This is a genomic window from Actinosynnema pretiosum (genome assembly GCF_002354875.1).
Lineage (GTDB): Bacteria > Actinomycetota > Actinomycetes > Mycobacteriales > Pseudonocardiaceae > Actinosynnema > Actinosynnema auranticum.
Genome location: NZ_CP023445.1, coordinates 2414509 through 2432358 on the forward strand (window position 1 = coordinate 2414509; position 17850 = coordinate 2432358).

Sequence of the window (17850 nt, forward strand, 5' to 3'; positions counted from 1 at the left end):
GGTCAGCCGTGCAGGTCGCGGTACGCGCTCGCCGCGCCGGGGTGCAGGGGGACGCCGGTGGTGGTGATCAGGCTGCGCACGTCCAGGAACTGCGCGCCCAGCGCTTGGTCGGGCACCAGTGACGCGGCCCGGCCCACGAGGGTGCGCGCGGTCGCGCCGGCGGTGGCGTCCGGCAGGTCGGGGCGGCACACCAGGAGGTTCGCCACGCCGATCGTGCGCACCTCGGCCGCCGCGCCGTAGACGCCCGCCGGGACGGTGACCTGCTCGTAGTGGTCGCCGCCGCCGCCGCCGTCGCCGTCGCCGAGCGCGCGCAGCGCGGGGAGGGCGTCGGCCAGGGGGAGCAGGCGGACGCCGCCCAGGTCGGTCAGGGCCGGGGTGGGGACGCCGCCCGACCACAGCAGGGCGTCGATCCGGCCCGCCGCCAGCTCGCGTGCGGCGGTGCGGAACGGGAGGTGGTCCACGCGGGTGTCGCGGTGCAGGTCGAGGGCGGTGAACAGGCGGTCGCCCGCGAGCGCCGCGCCCGAGCCCGCCGCGCCCAGTGACACCCGCAGGCCGCGCAGGTCGCCCGCGGTGCGGGCCGGGGAGCCTGCGGGGACGACCAGTTGCAGGTAGTTCTCGTAGACCCGGCCCAGCGCGCGCAGGTCCTGGGCCTCCTGGGCCTCCCGCGCCTCCTGGGCGGCGTCGGCCAGGGTCAGGGCCAGGTCGGCCTGGCGGGCGGCCAGCAGGCGGAGGTTGTCGCGGCTGCCCTCGGTGGGGCGCGGGGTCGCGGGGAACGGGAGCTGGGCGGCCAGGAGGGTGGCGAAGTCCAGGTAGAAGCCGCCCTCCTCGCCCGCGGCGACCACGATCGGGGCGGGCGGTGCGCTCGGGGCGCAGGTGACCAGCAGCGGGGTCACCGCGCAGGCCAGCAGGGCGGTGCGGCGGGTGGTCACAGCGGCGGCTCCAGGGGCAGCTCCACGCGGGCGCGCAGGCCGCCCGGCGAGGTGAGCAGCAACCGGCCGCCGCAGGCCTTGACCAGCTCGTGCGCGATCGCCAGGCCCAGGCCGGTGCCGGTCGCGTCGGTGTCGCCGCGCCAGAACCGGGTGGTGGCGCGCGGTAAGGACTCCTCGGGCAGGCCGGGGCCGTCGTCGTGGACCTCGAACCACGCCGTGCCCGCGGCGCGGTCCGCGCCCACCGCCACCCGCGCCGTCCCGCCGTGCTTGTCGGCGTTGTCCAGCAGCACGTCCAGGACCTGCGCCACGTCCTCCGCGCGGCACCTGGCCAGCACCGGGAGGGACGGGGGTGGCGGCGGTGGTGGCGGGGTGCGCCAGGCGTCGGCGCGGTCGGCCACCACGGCGGCGACGTCGCAGAGCTCGTCGTGGTCGCCGTTCGCGGTCTCGGTGGTGCGGCTCTCGGCGGACGCGAGCGCCAGGAGGGCGTTCAGCATCGATTCGAGGCGGTCGGCCTCGGTCAGGGCCGCGGTGTGGGCGCGCTCGCCCCTGGGGCGGATGTTCGGGGACAGGGCGTCCAGGCGCAGGCGCAGGGCGGCCATGGGGTTGCGCAGGCGGTGGGAGGTGTCGGCGATGAGCCCGCGCTGGCGTTCGGCCGCCTCGCCGACGGTCTCGGCCATGCGGTTGAACAGCACGGCCAGCTCCCGCAGCTCCGGCGGTCCGCTCACCGCCGCGACCCTGGCGTTGCGGTGGCCCAGCGCCACCGCGCGCACCCCGGCCTCCAGCTCGGCGACCGGGCGCAGCAGCCAGCGGGTCGCGGCCACGACCAGCAGCACCGACCCGGCCGCCGCCGCCAGCGCGCCCAGGAGGACCCAGAGCCAGCGGCGGGTCACGTCGGCGGCGGCGCGGTCGACGTTGGCGCGCAGGACGACCGCCCCCTCCACGCGGGCGCCTGCGCCGACCGGGCGGGCGAACACGACCTCGCCCGACGACCAGGGCAGCACGGTCGGGACGGGGGCCGCGGGTTGGTTGCGCAGGGCGGCGTCCAGGGCGGTGGTGAGGTCGGGGGCGCTCGTCCCGGCGAGGGGGAGGCGGCGGGCGTCGACGACCAGGACGGGTTCGCCGTAGAGCTCGGTGTGGGCGCGGACCTCGGCGGTCAAGGGGATGAGGTCGTCGGTCGCGCGGCTCTGCTGGGCGAGCGCGGCGAAGCGGTCGAGGTCGGCGGTGCGGTCCAGGGCGAAGCGCTGGGTGCGTTCGGCGGCCGTGGTGGCGAGGAGCGGGATCGCGAAACCGGCCACCGCGGCGGAGGAGAACAGGAGGAGGACGAGGAGGAGGCGGCGGCGCACGGGGATCAGCCGCCCAGCCGGTAGCCGAAGCCCCGGATCGTGGTGATCAGGCCGGGGCGGGCCAGCTTGACGCGCAGGCCGGCGAGGTGCACGTCCAGGGAGCGGGACACGGCGAGGTAGGCGTCGCCCCACACCTCGTCCATGAGCTGCTGCCTGCTGACGGCGGTGCCCGCGCGGCTGGCCAGCGCGGCGAGGATCGCGAACTCCTTGGCGGTCAGCCTCGCCTCGGAGCCCGCGACCAGCACGCGCCTGCCGGGGAGGTCGATCTCGACGTCGGCCACGCGCACGTGCTCTGTCGTGCTCGTCACGGCTGTGCGCCTCGCCACCGCGTCCATGCGGGCCAGGAGCTCGCCGAGGCGGACGGGTTTGACGAGGTAGTCGTCGGCCCCCAGGCGCAGGCCCCGGACGACGGACCGCTCGTCGCCGCGCGCGGTCAGCACGAGCACGGGCGCGGAGGCCACCAGGCGCAGCTTGCGCAGCACCTCCAAGCCGTCGACGTCCGGCAGGCCCAGGTCCAGGAGGACCAGGTCGTGGTCCCGGTGGACCAGCAGGGCGTCGGTCCCCCGGCTGACCCGGAGCACCCGGTGGCCGTGGTCGCGCAACACCTCCACGAGAGCGTCGGCGACACCGTCGTCGTCCTCCACGAGCAGCACGCGCACGCGGCCCCCTTCCGGTGCGGGTGATTATGGCGTCCGGGGTGTAGACAATGCGGTGTGAACACCGATGCCACCGCCGCTGAGCACCTCGACGAGGCCAGCCAGGCGCTGGAAGACCTCATGGCGCAGCTCGTCGACGAGCACCCGCTCGCGGGCGTGCTGAACCAGCTCGCCGAGTCCGCCGTGCGGGTCATCCCCGACACGACCGCGGTCAGCGTGACGCTCGTGGAGGGCGAGGGCGGGCGCACCGCCGCGGCTACCGAGCAGCTGGTCGCGGACGTCGACGAGGTGCAGTACCGGGCCGGGGTGGGGCCGTGCCTGGACGCGGCGCACTCGCTGAAGCCGGTGCGGGTGTCGGTCGCCGAGGCGCGGGACCGGTGGCCGGACTTCGCGGAGGCGGCCGAGCGGGCAGGGGCGCGGGCCTACCTGTCGGCGCCGCTGGTGGTGGACGTGGACGGGCACCGGTTGCTCGGGGCGTTGAACCTGTACAGCGAGGACGAGCACGGGTTCGACCCGTTCGACGAGGCGTTGTTGAGGTTGTTCACCACGGCGGCGTCCACGGCGATCACGGGGGCGCGGAGGTACGAGCGGTCTCGGGCGTTGATCGCGAACCTGCAGCGGGCGCTGTTGTCGCGGGCGGAGATCGATCAGGCGAAGGGGGTGCTGATGGCTGCGCACGGGATCGGGCCGGATGAGGCGTTCCGGAAGTTGGCTGAGGAGTCTCAGAGGCAGAACACGAAGTTGCGGGATGTGGCGAAGAACTTGTTGGAGTCGGTGCGCACGGCTGGGTGATGGGGGGTGGGGGCGTGGGGGGTTTTAAGAGTTGAAGATCAAGAGCTGAAGAGCACGCCTCGCCGGCGGGGCAGACCTCCAAAAAAGAGGGGCACAGGCTCTGCCGGCCGGTGACGCTTTTGTTGGTGGTGCGGTTTACCACTGCGGTGGTCCGGGTCCCTCTTCTCCGTGTGGCCTCCTTTCAGGCAAGCACGCTCGTCAAGACGCCGTATGACTCGGGCGGTCTTCCGGGCAGTGCGGCGGCATCTTGACAAGCGTGCTCGGGCTTCGCCAGGCCAAACGGAGAAGAGGGACGCGGGAGTGGGGCTGCGTGGGCTCGCTGCGCTCGCCCCGCAGCCCGCGAGTGCGTTCGGTTTGCGGCGGGGGCTGGCTTGGAGTGCCTGCTGCCGCGCGGCTGCGAAGGGGAGAGCTGTGTCTGATCCGATCGGGAATTCACGGAGTCTCGTCGACGACTGGGAGCGTGGGGCACAGGAGCGTGCGGCCAAGTACGAGGCCATGCGGGAGGCTGCCGAGCGCATCTCGCTCACCGGGAGCGCTGCTGACGGGGCGGTCGAGGTCACGGTGGGGCCCAACGGGATTCCCAGCGACGTCGTCATGACGGACGGGGTGTCCAAGTTGCGGCCCGAGCAGATCGCGGCGGCTGTGCTTGAGGCGATGCGCAAGGCTCAGGCCGGGTACGCGGCGGAGTTGGCGCGGATCGTTGACGAGACGGTGGGGCAGACCGCTGCGGGGCAGCACATCGTGGCCACCGCGCAGCGGAACTTTCCGCAGGTTGAGGCGCGGGGGGAGTCGGGGGCGCCTGCGGTGGAGAAGCGGGCGGTCGATGACGGGGACTTCAGCGGGGACAGCTACCTGGGGTGAACGGCCTCCCCCGGCTGCCGCGTGCGCGGCAGCCGGGGAGTTGTCAGTGGCGTCGTCTGCCGCGCTTGAGCAGGAGCAGTGCGGCCGTGCCCAGGAGGAGCAGGGAACCGCCCAGCGCCAGTGGGGCGAGGATCGAGGAGCCCGTGTAGGCCAGCAGCTTGCTCGACGGCGGCGGTGGTGGGGCCGCTGCGGGGGGCTGGGGTGCGGGCTGGCGGGGTGTGGTGGTCGTGGTGGGTGCGGTTGTGGTGGTGCGGGACGACGTGGTGGTCGAGGTCGTGGTCGTGGGGGCCGTCGTCGTCGTGGTGGTGCTGGTGGTTGTGGTGGTCGTTTCGCTGGTTGTGGTTGTCGTGGTGGTGGGGCCGGTGCCTACGGTGAAGGTGTGCAGGACGGTGTTCTGGCCCGGCTTGAGGGTGCAGGGTGACGTGAAGGTGCCCAGGCCCGTTTCACCGCCCTCGGCGTTGCGCGGGGTCAGGGTGGTCTCGAAGTCGCCCACGCTGATCGTCGTCTCACCGGGCGCGCCCAGTCGCACGGGTGGGGTGGCGCCGGTGGCGATCGCGTCGAACTCGCCGGACACCGGCACGTCCGTGCGGGCCACCACCAGGGCGGGCTCGATGTCGTGGATCTCGCCCGCGTTGTCCACCCGCGTGCTGGCCTTGGCGGTGCCCTCCACGGTGACCGCGCCCACCAGGGACAGGCCCTGCGTCGCGATGTCCGGCACGGTCGCCACGGCCGTCACGCGGGACGGCGGCAGGTCCTCGCCGGCGCTGGCCTCGTCGGGCAGGTCCTCCACGGTGATCCGCACGCTCATGTCCTGCTCGCCGATCAGCGGGAACGGGCAGTTGTAGACGAGGGTGAGGGAGGCCGTCGCCGCGTTGCCGGTCCCCGCCGCGAACAGGGCGGAACCGACGAGCACCAGCGCGCTCATCCCCAACGCTGCCATCCGGTTGCTGGTTCTCATCTGCGCTCCGGGAACTCGGCGGCCCCGGCGGTCCCGCTTCGGGCAGCGGGTCCGCCGGGGCGCGGGGGTGGTGGTCTCACGCGCGGGCGATGTCCAGCGCGAGGGTGTTGCCGTCGCCGGGGATGGTGCCGTTCACGATCGCCGTCGCCAGGCCGCAGCCCGAGAACGGCGCGATCCGGTAGTCGCCGCTGAGCGGACCGCCGAGCAGCGGGTCGAAACCGGGGCCCGACGACAGGGTCACCGTGCTCGGCTCCGTCGTCGTGCAGTTGAGCAGCGGGCCGCCGACCACCGGGATGCCCAGCACGCGCACGTCGGTGAGCTTGATGTCCACCTTCGTGGTCGCGGTGACCGCGCCCTCGGAGATCACGCCCGTGGTGGGGCCGCGCGGGATCAGCCGCACGGTCGCCTTCGCGGGCAGGAACCCGAACAGCGAGAACTCGCCCTTCGCGTCCGGCAGCGCCAGGTCGCCGGTGAACGTGCCGGTGGCCAGGTCGACGTCGGCGCCCAGGGTTCCGGGGCCCAGCGGGAGGCTGGAACCCAGCTTCTTGATCGAGGACGCGCCGGTGACGCCGAAGTCCAGGCGCAGCGGCGGGAGCGGGTCGTCCTGAGCGGCCTCAGGAGCGGGGGACTGCGCGTGGAACGCCGGTCTGGCAGGCTCCTCGTCGGAGTCCGAGGAGGACCCCTTCGAGACGGCGGGGGCCTCCCGCTGGGCGACCTGGACACCGGCCGCGCTGACCTGGAACCGGTGCAGCTCGGTCTGCTGGCCCGCCTTGAGCGTGCAGTTGGACGTGAACGTGCCCAGGCCCGTCAGGCTGCCGTCGGCCTTGCGCGGGGTGAGCGTGGTGCTGAAGTTGCCGACCGTGATGATCGTGGTGCCCGCGTTGGAGAAGGTCACGGGTGGGGTGGAGCCGGTCGCGGTGGTGGTGAACGAGCCGGACGAGGGCACGGCGGTGCTCGGGATGGTCATGTTCGCGACCACGCCCTGGGTGGCGCCCGCGTTGTTGATGCTGGTGTTCGCGATCGCGGTGCCCTGCACGGTCTTCGCGCCGACCAGGGACAGGCCCAGGGTGGCGGTCGCGGGGACCGTGGCGACGGCGGTGACGTTGGTGGCGGGCGTTGGCCGGCCCACCACGGCGGAGTCGGGCAGGTTCGTCGTGGTGATCTTCACGCTCATGTCCTGCGCGCCGATCAGCGGGAACGGGCAGTTGTAGACCAGGGTGAGCGAGGCGGTGGCGGCCAGGCCCGTTCCCGCGCCCGCGAAGGCCACGGAGCCCGCGACGGCGACCCCGGCCGCGAGCCCGCCGACGACCCGTCGTGCGGTGGAACTCTGCTTCAGCATGTGCGTCTCCTCGTTGAGACTGTTCGCCGGAAACGTGTTCCGCGCGTTCAAGCACGCTTGCCTACTCGTCGGTAAAGTAGCTGTGAGCGGAACCTCCGGCAAGGACGTGCCGGGCGTTCCGGGGGCGCACCCACCGGTTCGGCGGAAACCGGTCGGAGAATTTGTCACCGGGATGACAAACAACCGGCCGCGGTGGTCGTCCGCGTTGTCCGGGTCGTGTTCCGGGGGCTAGTTTCGGGCGCGTGGCAGCCCACCGAGCGTCCCGCGCCCTGGCCGTCCTGCTGCTGGTCCCGGCGCTCGCGCTGGCGCCCTCGGCGGCGGGAGAACCGGACCCGGAGGGGCCGCCGGAGCCCGCGCCGCCGTCCGCCTCGGCCGGGATCGTCATCGACTACCGGGTGGACGGGACCAACCGGGTCGCGAAGCTCGGCTCCGACCTGACCATCGGGCCGGGCGCGCTCAGCGCGGAGATCGACCTGCTCGCGGGCAGCATCACCGGGCAGCTGGAGCTGCCCCCCAGCGACGGGTACTTCCTGTCGTTCGGCTTCGTGCCGACGACGTCGCGGGTCGACCTCATCCCGGTGAACCCGGTGCTCGGGACCATCGTGGAGGGGCAGGTCACGGCCACCGCGCTGATCACGATCCGGCTGGGCGACGTGGTCGTCGGCGGGCAGCCGCTGGACGTGGGACCGGACTGCCGCACGGTCGAACCGGCGGTGCTGGAGCTGTCCGGGCCCTTCGACCTGGTGGCGATCCCGATGGAGGCGACGTTCACGATCCCGCCGTTCACCGGCTGCCAGGGCGTGGAGCGGCTCGACCCGCTGCTCACCGGGCTGGTGTCCGGGCCGGGCAACGGGGTGGAGCTGACGCTGACCGCGCGGCTGTGAGCACGTTCTCCGCCGTGCGCTGAGGGGGTCGCGGGCGTTTTTTGTCACCGCGGTGACAAAGTCCGGCGATTCCTTGTGCGGGCGACGTACCCGTCAGTAGCGTCGCTCGGACAATCCAGCCACCGGGATTGCCCCCGAGTTCCGGGAGAAACGCCCATGCGGAGCAGGCAGCGCTTGGCGGGATTGCTCTTCGCGGTGCTGCTGCTCGGGACCTGCGCGCTTTCCACCGCCGTTTACCTGGGCGCCTTCCGGGGAGAGGCCCCGGTGCTGCTGCGCACCGACCGGGTCGGCAACCAGCTCCAGGTGGGCTCCGAGGTGAAGCTGCTCGGCGTGCCGATCGGGCGGGTGCGCGCGGTGCGGGCCACCGGGGACGGGGCCGAGATCGAGCTGGGGATCGACCCCGAGCAGGTCGGGCTGGTTCCGGGGAACACCACGGCGCGGCTGCTGCCGAAGACGCTGTTCGGCGAGCGGTACGTGAGCCTGGAGGCGCCCGCCCGGCCGAGCGGGGCGCTGGCGGCCGGGGACGTCATCGACCAGGACCGCAGCGGCGCGGCCGTGGAGCTGGAGCGGGTGCTGGCGGACCTGATGCCCACGTTGCAGGCGGTGCGGCCGGACAAGCTGTCGACCGCGCTCACCTCGATCGCCACAGCGCTGCGGGGGAGGGGGGAGCACCTCGGGGACACCGTGGTGGAGCTGGACGAGCACCTGCGGGCGTTCGCCCCGGACCTGCCCGCGCTCACCGAGGACCTGGGCAAGCTCGCCGGGGTGGCCGAGGTGTACGCGGGGGCGGGGGACGACCTGGTGTCCGCGCTGGCCGACGCCACCACGACCAGCCGCACCCTCGCCCGCCAGCGCGCGGACCTGGCGGCGCTGCACCGGAACCTGACCACGGCGGCCGACGACCTCACCGGGTTCGTCTCCGCCAACTCCGGCAACCTGGTGGCGCTCGCGGGCAGCGCCCGGCCCAGCCTGGAGCTGTTCGCCGAGCACGCCCCGAGCTACCGCTGCGTCCTGCGGGCCGTGGACCGGCTCCGGCCCGCCGTGGACCAGGCCCTGGGCGAGGGCGGCGACCAGCCCGGCCTGCACGGGGAGCTGGTGGTGGTGCCGGGACGGGCGGGGCGCGAGCCGGGGCCGCGCGCGCCGGGGCACCCCTGCCCGCAGGGGCCCGCGAACCCGGTCGCGCCCGGCGACGTGCCGGGCTGGGCGGGGCTGCTGCTCGGCACGGGGGCGCGCTGATGCGCGGCGGGACGGGCGGGCTGGCCGGGCCGCTGGTCAAGTTCGGGGTGTTCGTCGTCGTCACCGTCGCGGCCACCGCGTTCCTCGCCGCCACCATCACCGGCGTCGACCTCGGGCCGGGAACCGGCTACACCGCCCGCTTCACCGACGTCACCGCGCTCGCCGAGGGCGACGAGGTGCGCATGTCCGGGGTGCGGATCGGGCAGGTCGAGTCGATGGCGCTGGTGGACGACGGGCTGGTCGACGTCCGCTTCTCGGTCGAGCGCGGGCGTTCGCTGTCCGCCGAGGTCACCGCCGCTGTCAAGTACCGCAACCTGGTCGGCCAGCGCTACGTCTCGCTCGACCAGCCCGCCGGGCGGATCGGTGAGCGGCTGCCCGAGGGCGGGCTCATCCCCGTCGAGCGCACCGCGCCCGCGCTCGACCTCACCGCGCTGTTCAACGGGTTCCGCCCGCTGTTCCAGGCGCTGGACCCCGAGGACGTCAACCGGCTGTCGCTGCAGGTCGTCCAAGTCCTGCAGGGCGAGGGCGGCACGGTCGAGAGCCTGCTCGCGCACACCGCCTCCCTCACCTCCGCGCTCGCCGCCAAGGACCGGGTGATCGGCGAGGTGGTGGACAACCTCAACACCGTGCTCCAGGCGGTGAACTCGCGCGGCGACAAGTTCTCCTCGCTCATCGCCGCCCTGCGCGCCCTGGTGTCCGGGTTCGCCGCCGACCGGGAGAGCGTCGGCTCCGCCATCGGCGGGATCGGCGCGCTCACCGACAGCACCGCCCGCCTGCTGGAGCAGGGCAGGCAACCCCTCAAGGACGACGTCGACCGGCTCGGACTGCTCGCGGGGAACCTCGCCGACGCGCCCGAGCTGGAGTCCTTCGTGCGCACCCTGCCGGTGAAGTTCGAGGCCATCGGGCGCACCGCCTCCTACGGCTCGTGGCTCAACTTCTACCTGTGCCTGGCGAAGTCCGACGCGCCGCCCGCGCCGGGCGGCGGCGACGTCGGCATCCCCCTCACCGAAGCGAGGTGCCGCCGATGACCCGCAGACCGGCGCTGATCGGGGCCTTCGGGCTCGTCGCGCTCGCCGTCGCGCTCGCGCTCGGGCTGGACGCCGTCCCGCTCACCTCCGGCACCCGCTACCGCGCCGAGTTCGCCGAGGCCGCCGGGCTCGAACCCGACGACGAGGTCCGGGTGTCCGGCATGAAGGTCGGCGAGGTGTCCCGCGTCGAGCTGCGCGGCGACCGGGTGCTCGTGGAGTTCCGGGTGCGCGGGCTGGCGCTCGGCGACCGCAGCACCGCCGACATCCGCATCAAGACGCTGCTGGGGCAGAAGTTCCTGGCACTGGGCAGCGCGGGGCGCGACCCGCTCGACCCGGCCACGCCCATCCCGCTGGAGCGCACCACCTCGCCCTACGACGTGGTCGACGCGTTCAACGGGCTCGCGGGCACCCTCGGCGACCTGGACGCCGAGCAGCTCGCGGAGAGCTTCCGGGTCCTGTCCGACTCCTTCCGCGACACCCCCGAGCACGTCCGGGGCGCGCTGGACGGCCTGACCTCGTTGTCCCGCACCATCTCCACCCGCGACCAGGAGCTGCGCACCCTGCTCGACGGGACCGAGCAGGTGAGCGGGGCGCTCGCCGAGCGGGCCGACGACGTCACCGCGATCGTCGAGGACGGCAACCGGCTGCTCGCCGAGATCAACCGGCGGCGCGCCGCCATCAGCGGCCTGCTGGACGGGGCCCGCGAGCTCTCCCGCCAGCTGAGCGGACTGGTGGCGGACAACGACGCGCGGCTGCGGCCCGCGCTGGAGCAGGTCGAGCGGGTCACCGACCTGCTGCGCCGCGAGCAGGCCGCGTTCGAGCGCGGGCTCTCCCTGGCCGGGCCGTACTACCGGCTGCTCTCCGACGCCACCGGCGCCGGGCCGTGGGTCGACACCTACGTGTGCGGCCTGGTCGTCACCACCGAGCGGCGCGACTGCCCCACCGGGGGGCGCTGATGTTCCGGAGCGTGGCGCAGCGGCGGCGGTACGCGCTCCTCGCGCGGGTGATGGTCCTGGTGCTGCTGGCGGCGACGGCCGTGTGGTGGGTCTTCCTGCAACCGCAGGGAATCCGGTTCACCGCGCGCTTCGCGTCCGCCGTCGGCGTGTACCCGGAGTCGGACGTGCGGGTGCTCGGCGTGCGGGTCGGGCGGGTGCTGTCCGTCGTGCCGGAGCGGGACTCGGTGCGCGTGGAGGTCGAGCTGGACCACGGGGTGCGGGTGCCCGCCGACGTCCGGGCCGCCGTGGTCGCGCCGTCCGTCGTCGCCGACCGGTACCTCCAGCTCACCCCCGCCCACACCGGCGGCGAGCCGCTGGCCGCCGGTGCGGTGGTGCCGCTGGAGCGCACCGCCGCGAGCATCGAGCTGGACCAGCTGTACGGCAGCCTGGAGCGGCTGCTCGACGCGCTCGGACCGGACGGCGCCAACCGAGGGGGCGCGCTGTCCGACCTGCTCGGCACCGGCGCGTCCGCGCTCGACGGGAACGGCGCCAGGCTCGGGGAGGCGGTGCGGGAGCTGGCGTCCGCGACGCGCGTGCTCTCCGGGTCGCGCGACGACCTGTTCGGCGCGGTCGACCACCTGGAGGAGTTCACCGGGGCGCTGGCGTCGGTGGACGAGCAGGTCGGGCTGCTGGCCGGGCAGCTGGCCGACGTCGCCGGGTTCTTCGCCGCCGAGCGCGGCGACCTGGAGGCGCTGCTGGGGGAGCTGGCCTCCGCGCTGGAGGCGGTGCGCGGCTTCGTGGGCGACAACCGGGGGCGGCTCAAGTCCACCGTGGACGACCTGGCCGAGCTGACCGGGGTGCTGGCCGCGCAGCGCGGGTCGCTGGACGAGGCGATCCGCTCCGCGCCCCGCGCGCTGCACAACGTGATCGACGCCTACGACCCGGAGAGCGGGCGGCTGACCGTGCGGGCCAACCTCACCGAGTTCGTGTCCGACCTGCTCAGCGTGCCGGGAGGTCCGAGGTGAGGCCGTCGCGGTGGACCGCCCTCGTGGCGGTGCTGGTGCTGCTCGCCGGGTGCTCGGGGATGCCCAGCGCCTACGACCTGCCGCTGCCCGGCGGGGCGGACGTGGGGGACCGGCCGTACCGGGTGACCGTCGAGTTCGACGACGCGCTCGACCTGGTGCCGCAGGCCGCGGTGAAGGTCGCCGACGTGCCGGTGGGGCGGGTGGAGGAGATCGGGCTGTCCGAGGACGGGTCGGTCGCGCTGGTGCGGCTGCTGGTGAACGGGGACGTGCGGCTGCCCGTCGACGCCAGAGGGCTGCTGCGGCAGTCCTCGCTGCTGGGGGAGAAGTACGTGGAGCTCGCGGCAGGCGACGGCGGGGCGGGTGGCGGGGGAGCGGGCGCGCTGGTGGACGGCGCGGTCGTGCCGGTGGCGCGCACCAACCGCAACCCCGAGGTGGAGGAGGTGCTCGGCGCGCTGTCCATGCTGCTCAACGGCGGCGGCATCGGGCAGGTCCAGGACATCTCCCGCGAGCTGGGCGCCGCCTTCGACGGCAACACCGAGCAGGCCCGCTCGCTGCTGTCCACCGCGGACGAGTTCGTGCGGCGGCTGGACGAGCGGCGCGCGGACATCACGCGGGCCGTGGACGGGCTGGCCCGGTTGTCCGCGGTGCTCGAGGCGCAGGAGCCCGGCATCGCCGAGGTCCTGGACGGCCTGGAACCCGGCCTGCGGGTGCTGGAGGAGCAGCGCGGGCAGCTCGTCGGGCTGCTCGGCGCGCTCGACCGGCTCTCCGGCGTCGCCGTCGACACCGTGGAGAACTCGCGCGAGGACCTCGTCGCCGACCTCGAGGCGCTCGAACCGGTGCTGCGCGAGCTCGCCGAGGCGGGCCAGGACCTGCCCCGGTCGCTGGAGCTGCTGCTCACGTTCCCCTTCACCGACGCGGTGCTCGACGGCGTCAAGGGCGACTACCTCAACACCTACCTGGAGCTGAAGGGCGGTCCGAGGTGAGGGGCGTGCGGGTCAGGATCGCGCTGTTCGTGGTGATCGCCCTGGTGGGCACCGGGTTCACCGGCGCCCGCTACGCCGGGCTCGTTCCGGGCGACGAGTACCCCGTGCACGTGCGGCTGGCCAGGACCGGCGGGCTGTTCGCGGGCGGCGAGGTCACCCACCGGGGGGTGCGGGTCGGGCGGGTCGACCGGGTGCGGCTGGTCGACGGGGTCGTGCAGGCCGACCTGCTGATCGACGGCGGCGTCGCCATCCCGCGCGCGGCGCGGGCGGTGGTGGCCAACCGGTCCGCCGTCGGCGAGCAGTACCTGGACTTCGCGCCCGGCGGCGGGTCCGAGAGCGGGGACCTCGCCGAGGGCGAGGTCGTGCCGATCGGGCGGACCGCGCTGCCGCCGCCGGTGGAGGGCGTGCTCACCGAGCTGGACGACCTGGCCAGGTCCGTGCCGCAGGAGGCGCTGCGCACCGTCGTGGACGAGCTGGACCTCGCGCTCCGCGACACCGGACCGGACCTCGGGCTGCTGCTCGACAGCGTCCGCGACCTCACCGCCACGGCGGGCGAGCACCTGCCGCGCACGAGCGCGCTGCTGCGCGACGCCGGGACCGTGCTGGACACCCAGCTCGACCAGGCCGCCGCCATCACCTCGTTCGCCGGGTCCGCCGCCCAGGTCGCCGCCGCGCTGGAGCGCGGTGACGCCGACCTGCGGCGGGTGGTCGGGGCCGGGCCCGGCGTCGGCGAGCAGGTCGGCGGGCTGGTGCGGGAGAGCGGCGGCGGGCTCGGCGCCACCGTGGCGAACCTCGTCACCACCGCCGACGTGCTGCTGCGCGGGCAGGGCGAGCTGGAGCAGCTCCTGGTGTCCCTGCCGCGCGCCGTCGAGGTCGGGCAGTCGGTGTACTCCGGCGGCGCCGTCTCCCTCGGCCTCGCGCTCACCTTCTTCGAGCCGCCGCCGTGCACCCAGGGCTACGAGGCGACCGCGCGGCGTGGCGCGCTCGACACCGGACCCGCCGCCTTCAACGCGGACGCCGCCTGCACCCTGCCGAGGTGAGCGCGCCGGTGGAGGGCAACCCTTCGGCGGTGTGAGATTGCTCCAACCGTCGCAACCGGTTACGCCTGTCGGAATTGTCGGCCTGGTCAACCATGATGATCACATGACCTACGAACCGTTCCCCGGCGGCGAAGGCGCCGTTGTGGGAATCGAATCCCTCACCCTGGACGGCGCCAGGCACTACTTCGCCTTCAACTACCCCTCCGACTCCGTGCTGTCCCCGCTGATCGACGACGCGGCGGCCATGGCCGAGTTCGCGGCCGAGCACTTCACCCAGACCGACGGCGAGCACGACGCCGCCTACTGGGCCGAGCTGGTCGAGATCGCCGACGAGGAGTCGGGGCTCGCCGAGTTCGAGAACACGTTCTTCGAGAGCGAGGAGCTGGAGCGCGGCGAGACCACCTACCACCTGCGCTACCTGCTCGGCGCGGCCTGCGCGTGGGACAGCGCGATCCTGAAGGACGCCGAGGTGCTCGCCGCGCTCGACCGGCTCGGGCTCGGGCACGAGTGGGACGACCTCGACAAGTGCACCGAGCTCGACGGCGCCGACGCCGAGTACGTGGTGGAGCGCTACTTCGAGCACATCGGTGAGCTGCTGGAGAGCAGCTGGCGCACGGCCTTCGCCCCGCTGTTCGACCGCTGACGGCGGGCTGACCCGCGTCGGGGGCGCGGAGCGGTCGCGGGGAGGGGGCCGGGAACGGGTTGGCCGGTCGCGCAGGTACCGGCCAACCGCTCCCACGACGCCCCTCCGAACCCGGACCGCCCCGGTTCCGCTCCGCTCGCGCCGTGCGCCGGGGGCCCGCAAAACCGTTCGGCCGCAAGCGATCCCCCTGCTAGCTTCGCGCCCATGCCGCTGCCCGCCGCCGACACCGAGGCCCGGTTCGCCGCGCTCACCCCGGAGGAGCTGCTGCCCGGCGTCGCCGAGCTCGCGCGGCGCCTGGGGCTGACCGCCGCCCCCGAGCGCTTCGCCTCCGGGTCGCTCCCGGTCTACTCGGTCGGCCACGACCACGTGCTCAAGCTCTTCCCCGCGCTGCACCTCTCGGAGGTCGCCGCGGAGCGGGACGTCCTGGCCGCCGTGCACGGCAGGCTCCCGGCGCCCACGCCCGAACTCCTCGGCTCCGGGGAGTTCCAGGGCTGGGGGTACGTCCACATGGGACGGTTGCACGGCGACGAGGTCCACCTGCGGTGGCCCCTGCTGGGCGCCGCCGAGCGGGCCGACCTCGCCCACCGGGTCGGCGAGTGCCTCGCCGCGCTGCACGAGATCCCCTCGCCGGTCGCCGAACCCGCCGACTGGGCCGCGTTCACCGCGCGGCAGCGCGCGGGCTGCGTCGAGCGGCAGCGGGCGCGCGGGCTCGCGGAGCGGTGGGTCGAGCAGATCCCCGACTTCCTCGACTCCGTCGACCTCGGCGCGGAGCCGCGGGTCCTCGCGCACACCGAGGTCATGGGCGCCCACCTGCTCACGAGCGGCGGCAGGCTCACCGGGCTGTTCGACTTCGAGCCCGCCATGCCCGCCGCGCGCGAGTACGAGTTCGTCGCCACCGGCGTCTTCCTCACGCGCGGCGACCGGGCCGCCAACCGGGCGCTGCTCGCCGGGTACGGGCGCGAGGTCGACCCGCGCCGCGTCATGGCCTACACCCTGCTGCACGTGTGCTCGAACCTGCCCTGGTACCTCAGGGAGGCGCCGAGCCGCGCCACCACGTTCGACGGCCTGGCGCAGGACTGGTTCGGCGGCTGACCGTCAGCCGAGCGCCTCGACGTAGGCCCACGCCCCGTCGACCCGGCGGAACACGCTCCGCTCGTGCAGCTCCTCCCGGCCGCCCGACCAGCGGTAGTGCGCCCGGAACTCCACCTCGCCCTCGGCGTCCAGCACGCCCCCGCCGGTCCACGACAGCACCTCCAGGTGCAGCCACCTCTGCCCCGGCTCCAGCTCCAGCGCCTCCGGTCGGGTGTCCGGGTGCCAGGTGCGCAGCAGGTAGTCGGTGTCGCCCACCGCGAACGCGCAGTAGCGCGAGCGCATCAGCGCCACGGCCGTCGGCGCGCGCTCGCCGCCGTGGTAGCGGGCGCAGCACTCGTCGTACGGGGAACCGGAACCGCAGGGGCAGCGCATGGGCACAGTAAAGCGGCCACCCTCCCCGGCTGGCGCGCCGGGGAGGGTGGCGGACTGGGGAAGCGCGCGGGTCAGGCGCAGGCCGTTCCGTTCAGCACGGGAGACGTGAACGGGGGCGTGCCGCCGCTGAAGCTCGCCGAGTAGCCGGTGGTCGCGGTTCCACCGGTGGCGATCCCGCCGTTCCAGGACGCGCTGGTGACCCGGACCTGGTCGCCCAGGTCGGTCCACGTCCCGCTCCAGCCCTGGGAGACGGCCACACCGGGTGCGGAGAACTCCAAGGTCCAGCTCTGGAGCGCCGGACCCCGGTTCTCGATCACCACCTCGCCGGTGTAGCCGCCCGACCACGAGCTGACCACCCGGTGCCGCACCACGCAGGCCGCGCCGTTCGGCGGGGGCGTGGTGGTGGTCGTGGTGACGCGCGTGGTCGTGGTGGTCGTCGTTGTCGTCGTCGGGACGGGGCCCGCGGCCACCGCCATGTCGTACGCGCGCTGCGGCACGAACTGGCCCGCGCCCGCGATGCAGCCGTCCGCCTCGCCCGGGATCTTCACCCACAGGAAGGCGTCGATCTGCGAGTCGCCGGTGTTCCTGGTGCTCGGGGTGCCGATCGCGCGGCCGGGCGGGTCGCACCACTCGCTGCCGAGCGGTCCGTTGCCGTTGCGGCTGGTGTCGACGACGGCCTTGAGCCTGCCGTCGCCGAGCGCGTTCAGGGTGGCCTTGGCGAACGCCACCTCGTCGGCGGTGCGGCGGTAGTTGGAGACGTTGGTCGCGATGCCGTCCGCGCTGGTGGAGACCTCCGCCGCGCGCAGCCGGTTCGCGGCCTCGGCCGGGGTCAGCCAGGCCGAGTGGCCGATGTCGAAGTACACCTTCGCCTGGCCCGACGCGGCCTTGAGCGCCTTGCCCGCGTAGGCCATCGACGCGCGGGTCTCGGCCTGCTGGGACGCGCTCTGGCAGGTGCTCATGATCGGGAGGACGTCGGGTTCGAGGATGATCGCGGCCGGGCGGCCCGCGAGTCCCGCCGCGAACTGGTCGACCCACTGCCGGTAGGCGCTGTGCGAGGGCGCGCCGCCGCCGCTCGCGCCGCCGCAGTCGCGGTTGGGGATGTTGTAGACCACCAGGATCGGGGTCTTGCCCGCCGACGCCGCCGCCGAGGTGTGGGCGTCCACCTCGGAGCGGATCGTGGACATGTTGGTCGTGGTGAACCACCTCGCCTGGGGGACCGAGGCGACGCGGTCGCGGATGACGGCGGCCCTGCTGTCGTTCGGGTTCGCCGCCACCCACCTGGCCGCGCTGGTCGCCGGGTCGGAGTAGAACTCCGAGTCCGCCGCCACCGCCGCGGGGGAAGCCGTCCCCGTGGCGATGGCGGTGGCCGCGGCGACCAGCGCGCTGGACAGCGCTCCCGCTGCCACCTTCCCGCGACGGGACTTCGACGGCGTGGCGCCGTTGCCGCGCGCCGTGGTCGTTGATCGCATGGTGTGGTTCCTCTTCGCAGCGTCGTTGCTGGGACGGGGTTGTCACTCAGGGGCTGGGAGCGCTCCCAGGTGGCCGGGACTGTAACCGCCGGGAAACGGCGTCGAAAAGGGTGCGGGAGTGGTCTTGCCTGGGGGAGGTGGGGTGGAATCGCTCACCCTGCGTCGAGGAGGCGGGGTTTTGGGACGGGCGGACGGGGAGATCGGGCTGGAATCGCTCACCGGCGGTGACCGGCGGGCGGGCGTTCCTGGGGGTGGTGGGGCCGTT

At 74.1% G+C, this 17850-nt stretch carries 18 protein-coding genes; 11 read left to right on the top strand and 7 right to left on the bottom strand.

The window, feature by feature from the left end; genetic code table 11:
* Positions 1-2: 2 nt before the first annotated feature.
* From CNX65_RS10965 to CNX65_RS10975, 3 genes are read right to left on the bottom strand one after another with little or no spacing between them, the layout of a single operon-like run.
* The gene (locus CNX65_RS10965) at positions 3-929 is read right to left on the bottom strand and encodes a TAXI family TRAP transporter solute-binding subunit (protein WP_096492685.1); all 927 of its coding nucleotides are present in this window, start codon (positions 927-929) and stop codon (positions 3-5) included.
* Positions 926-2272, bottom strand: a complete 1347-nt coding sequence (locus tag CNX65_RS10970; RefSeq protein ID WP_096492686.1) for a sensor histidine kinase — start codon at positions 2270-2272, stop codon at positions 926-928. The genes CNX65_RS10965 and CNX65_RS10970 overlap by 4 nt, the downstream gene beginning before the upstream one ends.
* A 5-nt stretch (positions 2273-2277) precedes the next feature.
* The gene (locus CNX65_RS10975; protein WP_096492687.1) at positions 2278-2931 is read right to left on the bottom strand and encodes a response regulator transcription factor; all 654 of its coding nucleotides are present in this window, start codon (positions 2929-2931) and stop codon (positions 2278-2280) included.
* 54 nt (positions 2932-2985) lie between these two features.
* Between CNX65_RS10975 and CNX65_RS10980 the strand changes: the two genes are divergently transcribed.
* Positions 2986-3720 (top strand): GAF and ANTAR domain-containing protein, encoded by a 735-nt coding sequence (locus tag CNX65_RS10980; protein ID WP_096492688.1) that lies wholly within the window; start codon positions 2986-2988, stop codon positions 3718-3720.
* Positions 3721-4131: 411 nt separating this feature from the next.
* Positions 4132-4581 carry a YbaB/EbfC family nucleoid-associated protein gene (locus CNX65_RS10985; RefSeq protein ID WP_096492689.1) on the top strand — a complete coding sequence of 150 codons (450 nt, stop codon included), beginning with the start codon at positions 4132-4134 and terminating at the stop codon, positions 4579-4581.
* A 43-nt stretch (positions 4582-4624) separates the two neighbouring features.
* Here the strand turns inward: CNX65_RS10985 and CNX65_RS36070 are convergent, their stop codons facing one another.
* On the bottom strand, positions 4625-5539 hold the full coding sequence (locus tag CNX65_RS36070; protein WP_198320458.1) for a DUF6801 domain-containing protein: 915 nt from the start codon (positions 5537-5539) through the stop codon (positions 4625-4627).
* A gap of 76 nt (positions 5540-5615) precedes the next feature.
* A complete protein-coding gene (locus CNX65_RS11000) occupies positions 5616-6878 on the bottom strand; it encodes a DUF6801 domain-containing protein (protein WP_096492690.1) in 1263 nt (420 codons plus the stop codon).
* A gap of 242 nt (positions 6879-7120) precedes the next feature.
* Between CNX65_RS11000 and CNX65_RS11005 the strand changes: the two genes are divergently transcribed.
* From CNX65_RS11005 to CNX65_RS11045, 9 genes are all read left to right on the top strand, one after another.
* On the top strand, positions 7121-7762 hold the full coding sequence (locus CNX65_RS11005) for a hypothetical protein (protein ID WP_096492691.1): 642 nt from the start codon (positions 7121-7123) through the stop codon (positions 7760-7762).
* 156 nt (positions 7763-7918) lie between these two features.
* Positions 7919-8998, top strand: a complete 1080-nt coding sequence (locus tag CNX65_RS11010) for an MCE family protein (protein ID WP_096492692.1) — start codon at positions 7919-7921, stop codon at positions 8996-8998.
* Positions 8998-10026, top strand: a complete 1029-nt coding sequence (locus CNX65_RS11015) for an MCE family protein (protein WP_096492693.1) — start codon at positions 8998-9000, stop codon at positions 10024-10026. The genes CNX65_RS11010 and CNX65_RS11015 overlap by 1 nt, the downstream gene beginning before the upstream one ends.
* Positions 10023-10982: an MCE family protein gene (locus CNX65_RS11020; protein ID WP_096492694.1), complete on the top strand. Its 960-nt coding sequence runs from the start codon at positions 10023-10025 to the stop codon at positions 10980-10982. The genes CNX65_RS11015 and CNX65_RS11020 overlap by 4 nt, the downstream gene beginning before the upstream one ends.
* On the top strand, positions 10982-11986 hold the full coding sequence (locus CNX65_RS11025) for an MCE family protein (protein WP_096492695.1): 1005 nt from the start codon (positions 10982-10984) through the stop codon (positions 11984-11986). The genes CNX65_RS11020 and CNX65_RS11025 overlap by 1 nt, the downstream gene beginning before the upstream one ends.
* The gene (locus CNX65_RS11030) at positions 11983-12969 is read left to right on the top strand and encodes an MCE family protein (RefSeq protein ID WP_096492696.1); all 987 of its coding nucleotides are present in this window, start codon (positions 11983-11985) and stop codon (positions 12967-12969) included. Before CNX65_RS11025 ends, CNX65_RS11030 begins: the two co-directional genes overlap by 4 nt.
* A 5-nt stretch (positions 12970-12974) precedes the next feature.
* A complete protein-coding gene (locus CNX65_RS11035; protein ID WP_232519784.1) occupies positions 12975-14009 on the top strand; it encodes an MCE family protein in 1035 nt (344 codons plus the stop codon).
* Between the two features lie 103 nt (positions 14010-14112).
* Entirely contained in the window at positions 14113-14652 is a 540-nt protein-coding gene (locus tag CNX65_RS11040; protein WP_096492698.1) for a hypothetical protein, read from the top strand.
* A gap of 204 nt (positions 14653-14856) precedes the next feature.
* A complete protein-coding gene (locus CNX65_RS11045) occupies positions 14857-15744 on the top strand; it encodes an aminoglycoside phosphotransferase family protein (protein ID WP_096492699.1) in 888 nt (295 codons plus the stop codon).
* Between the two features lie 3 nt (positions 15745-15747).
* Here the strand turns inward: CNX65_RS11045 and CNX65_RS11050 are convergent, their stop codons facing one another.
* Together CNX65_RS11050 and CNX65_RS11055 are read right to left on the bottom strand one after the other, a co-directional pair.
* The gene (locus tag CNX65_RS11050) at positions 15748-16116 is read right to left on the bottom strand and encodes a YchJ family protein (protein WP_096492700.1); all 369 of its coding nucleotides are present in this window, start codon (positions 16114-16116) and stop codon (positions 15748-15750) included.
* Positions 16117-16187: 71 nt separating this feature from the next.
* Positions 16188-17585, bottom strand: a complete 1398-nt coding sequence (locus tag CNX65_RS11055; RefSeq protein WP_218180889.1) for a glycoside hydrolase family 6 protein — start codon at positions 17583-17585, stop codon at positions 16188-16190.
* Positions 17586-17850 lie beyond the last annotated feature (265 nt).

Excerpts from the sequence above, each read along its gene's own strand:
- CNX65_RS36070 (WP_198320458.1), bottom strand. The coding sequence starts at position 5,539 with ATGAGAACCAGCAACCGGATGGCAGCGTTGGGGATGAGCGCGCTGGTG.
- CNX65_RS11000 (WP_096492690.1), bottom strand. The coding sequence starts at position 6,878 with ATGCTGAAGCAGAGTTCCACCGCACGACGGGTCGTCGGCGGGCTCGCG.
- CNX65_RS11010 (WP_096492692.1), top strand. The coding sequence starts at position 7,919 with ATGCGGAGCAGGCAGCGCTTGGCGGGATTGCTCTTCGCGGTGCTGCTG.
- CNX65_RS11015 (WP_096492693.1), top strand. The coding sequence starts at position 8,998 with ATGCGCGGCGGGACGGGCGGGCTGGCCGGGCCGCTGGTCAAGTTCGGG.
- CNX65_RS11020 (WP_096492694.1), top strand. The coding sequence starts at position 10,023 with ATGACCCGCAGACCGGCGCTGATCGGGGCCTTCGGGCTCGTCGCGCTC.
- CNX65_RS11025 (WP_096492695.1), top strand. The coding sequence starts at position 10,982 with ATGTTCCGGAGCGTGGCGCAGCGGCGGCGGTACGCGCTCCTCGCGCGG.
- CNX65_RS11040 (WP_096492698.1), top strand. The coding sequence starts at position 14,113 with ATGACCTACGAACCGTTCCCCGGCGGCGAAGGCGCCGTTGTGGGAATC.
- CNX65_RS11045 (WP_096492699.1), top strand. The coding sequence starts at position 14,857 with ATGCCGCTGCCCGCCGCCGACACCGAGGCCCGGTTCGCCGCGCTCACC.
- CNX65_RS11050 (WP_096492700.1), bottom strand. The coding sequence starts at position 16,116 with ATGCGCTGCCCCTGCGGTTCCGGTTCCCCGTACGACGAGTGCTGCGCC.
- CNX65_RS11055 (WP_218180889.1), bottom strand. The coding sequence starts at position 17,585 with ATGCGATCAACGACCACGGCGCGCGGCAACGGCGCCACGCCGTCGAAG.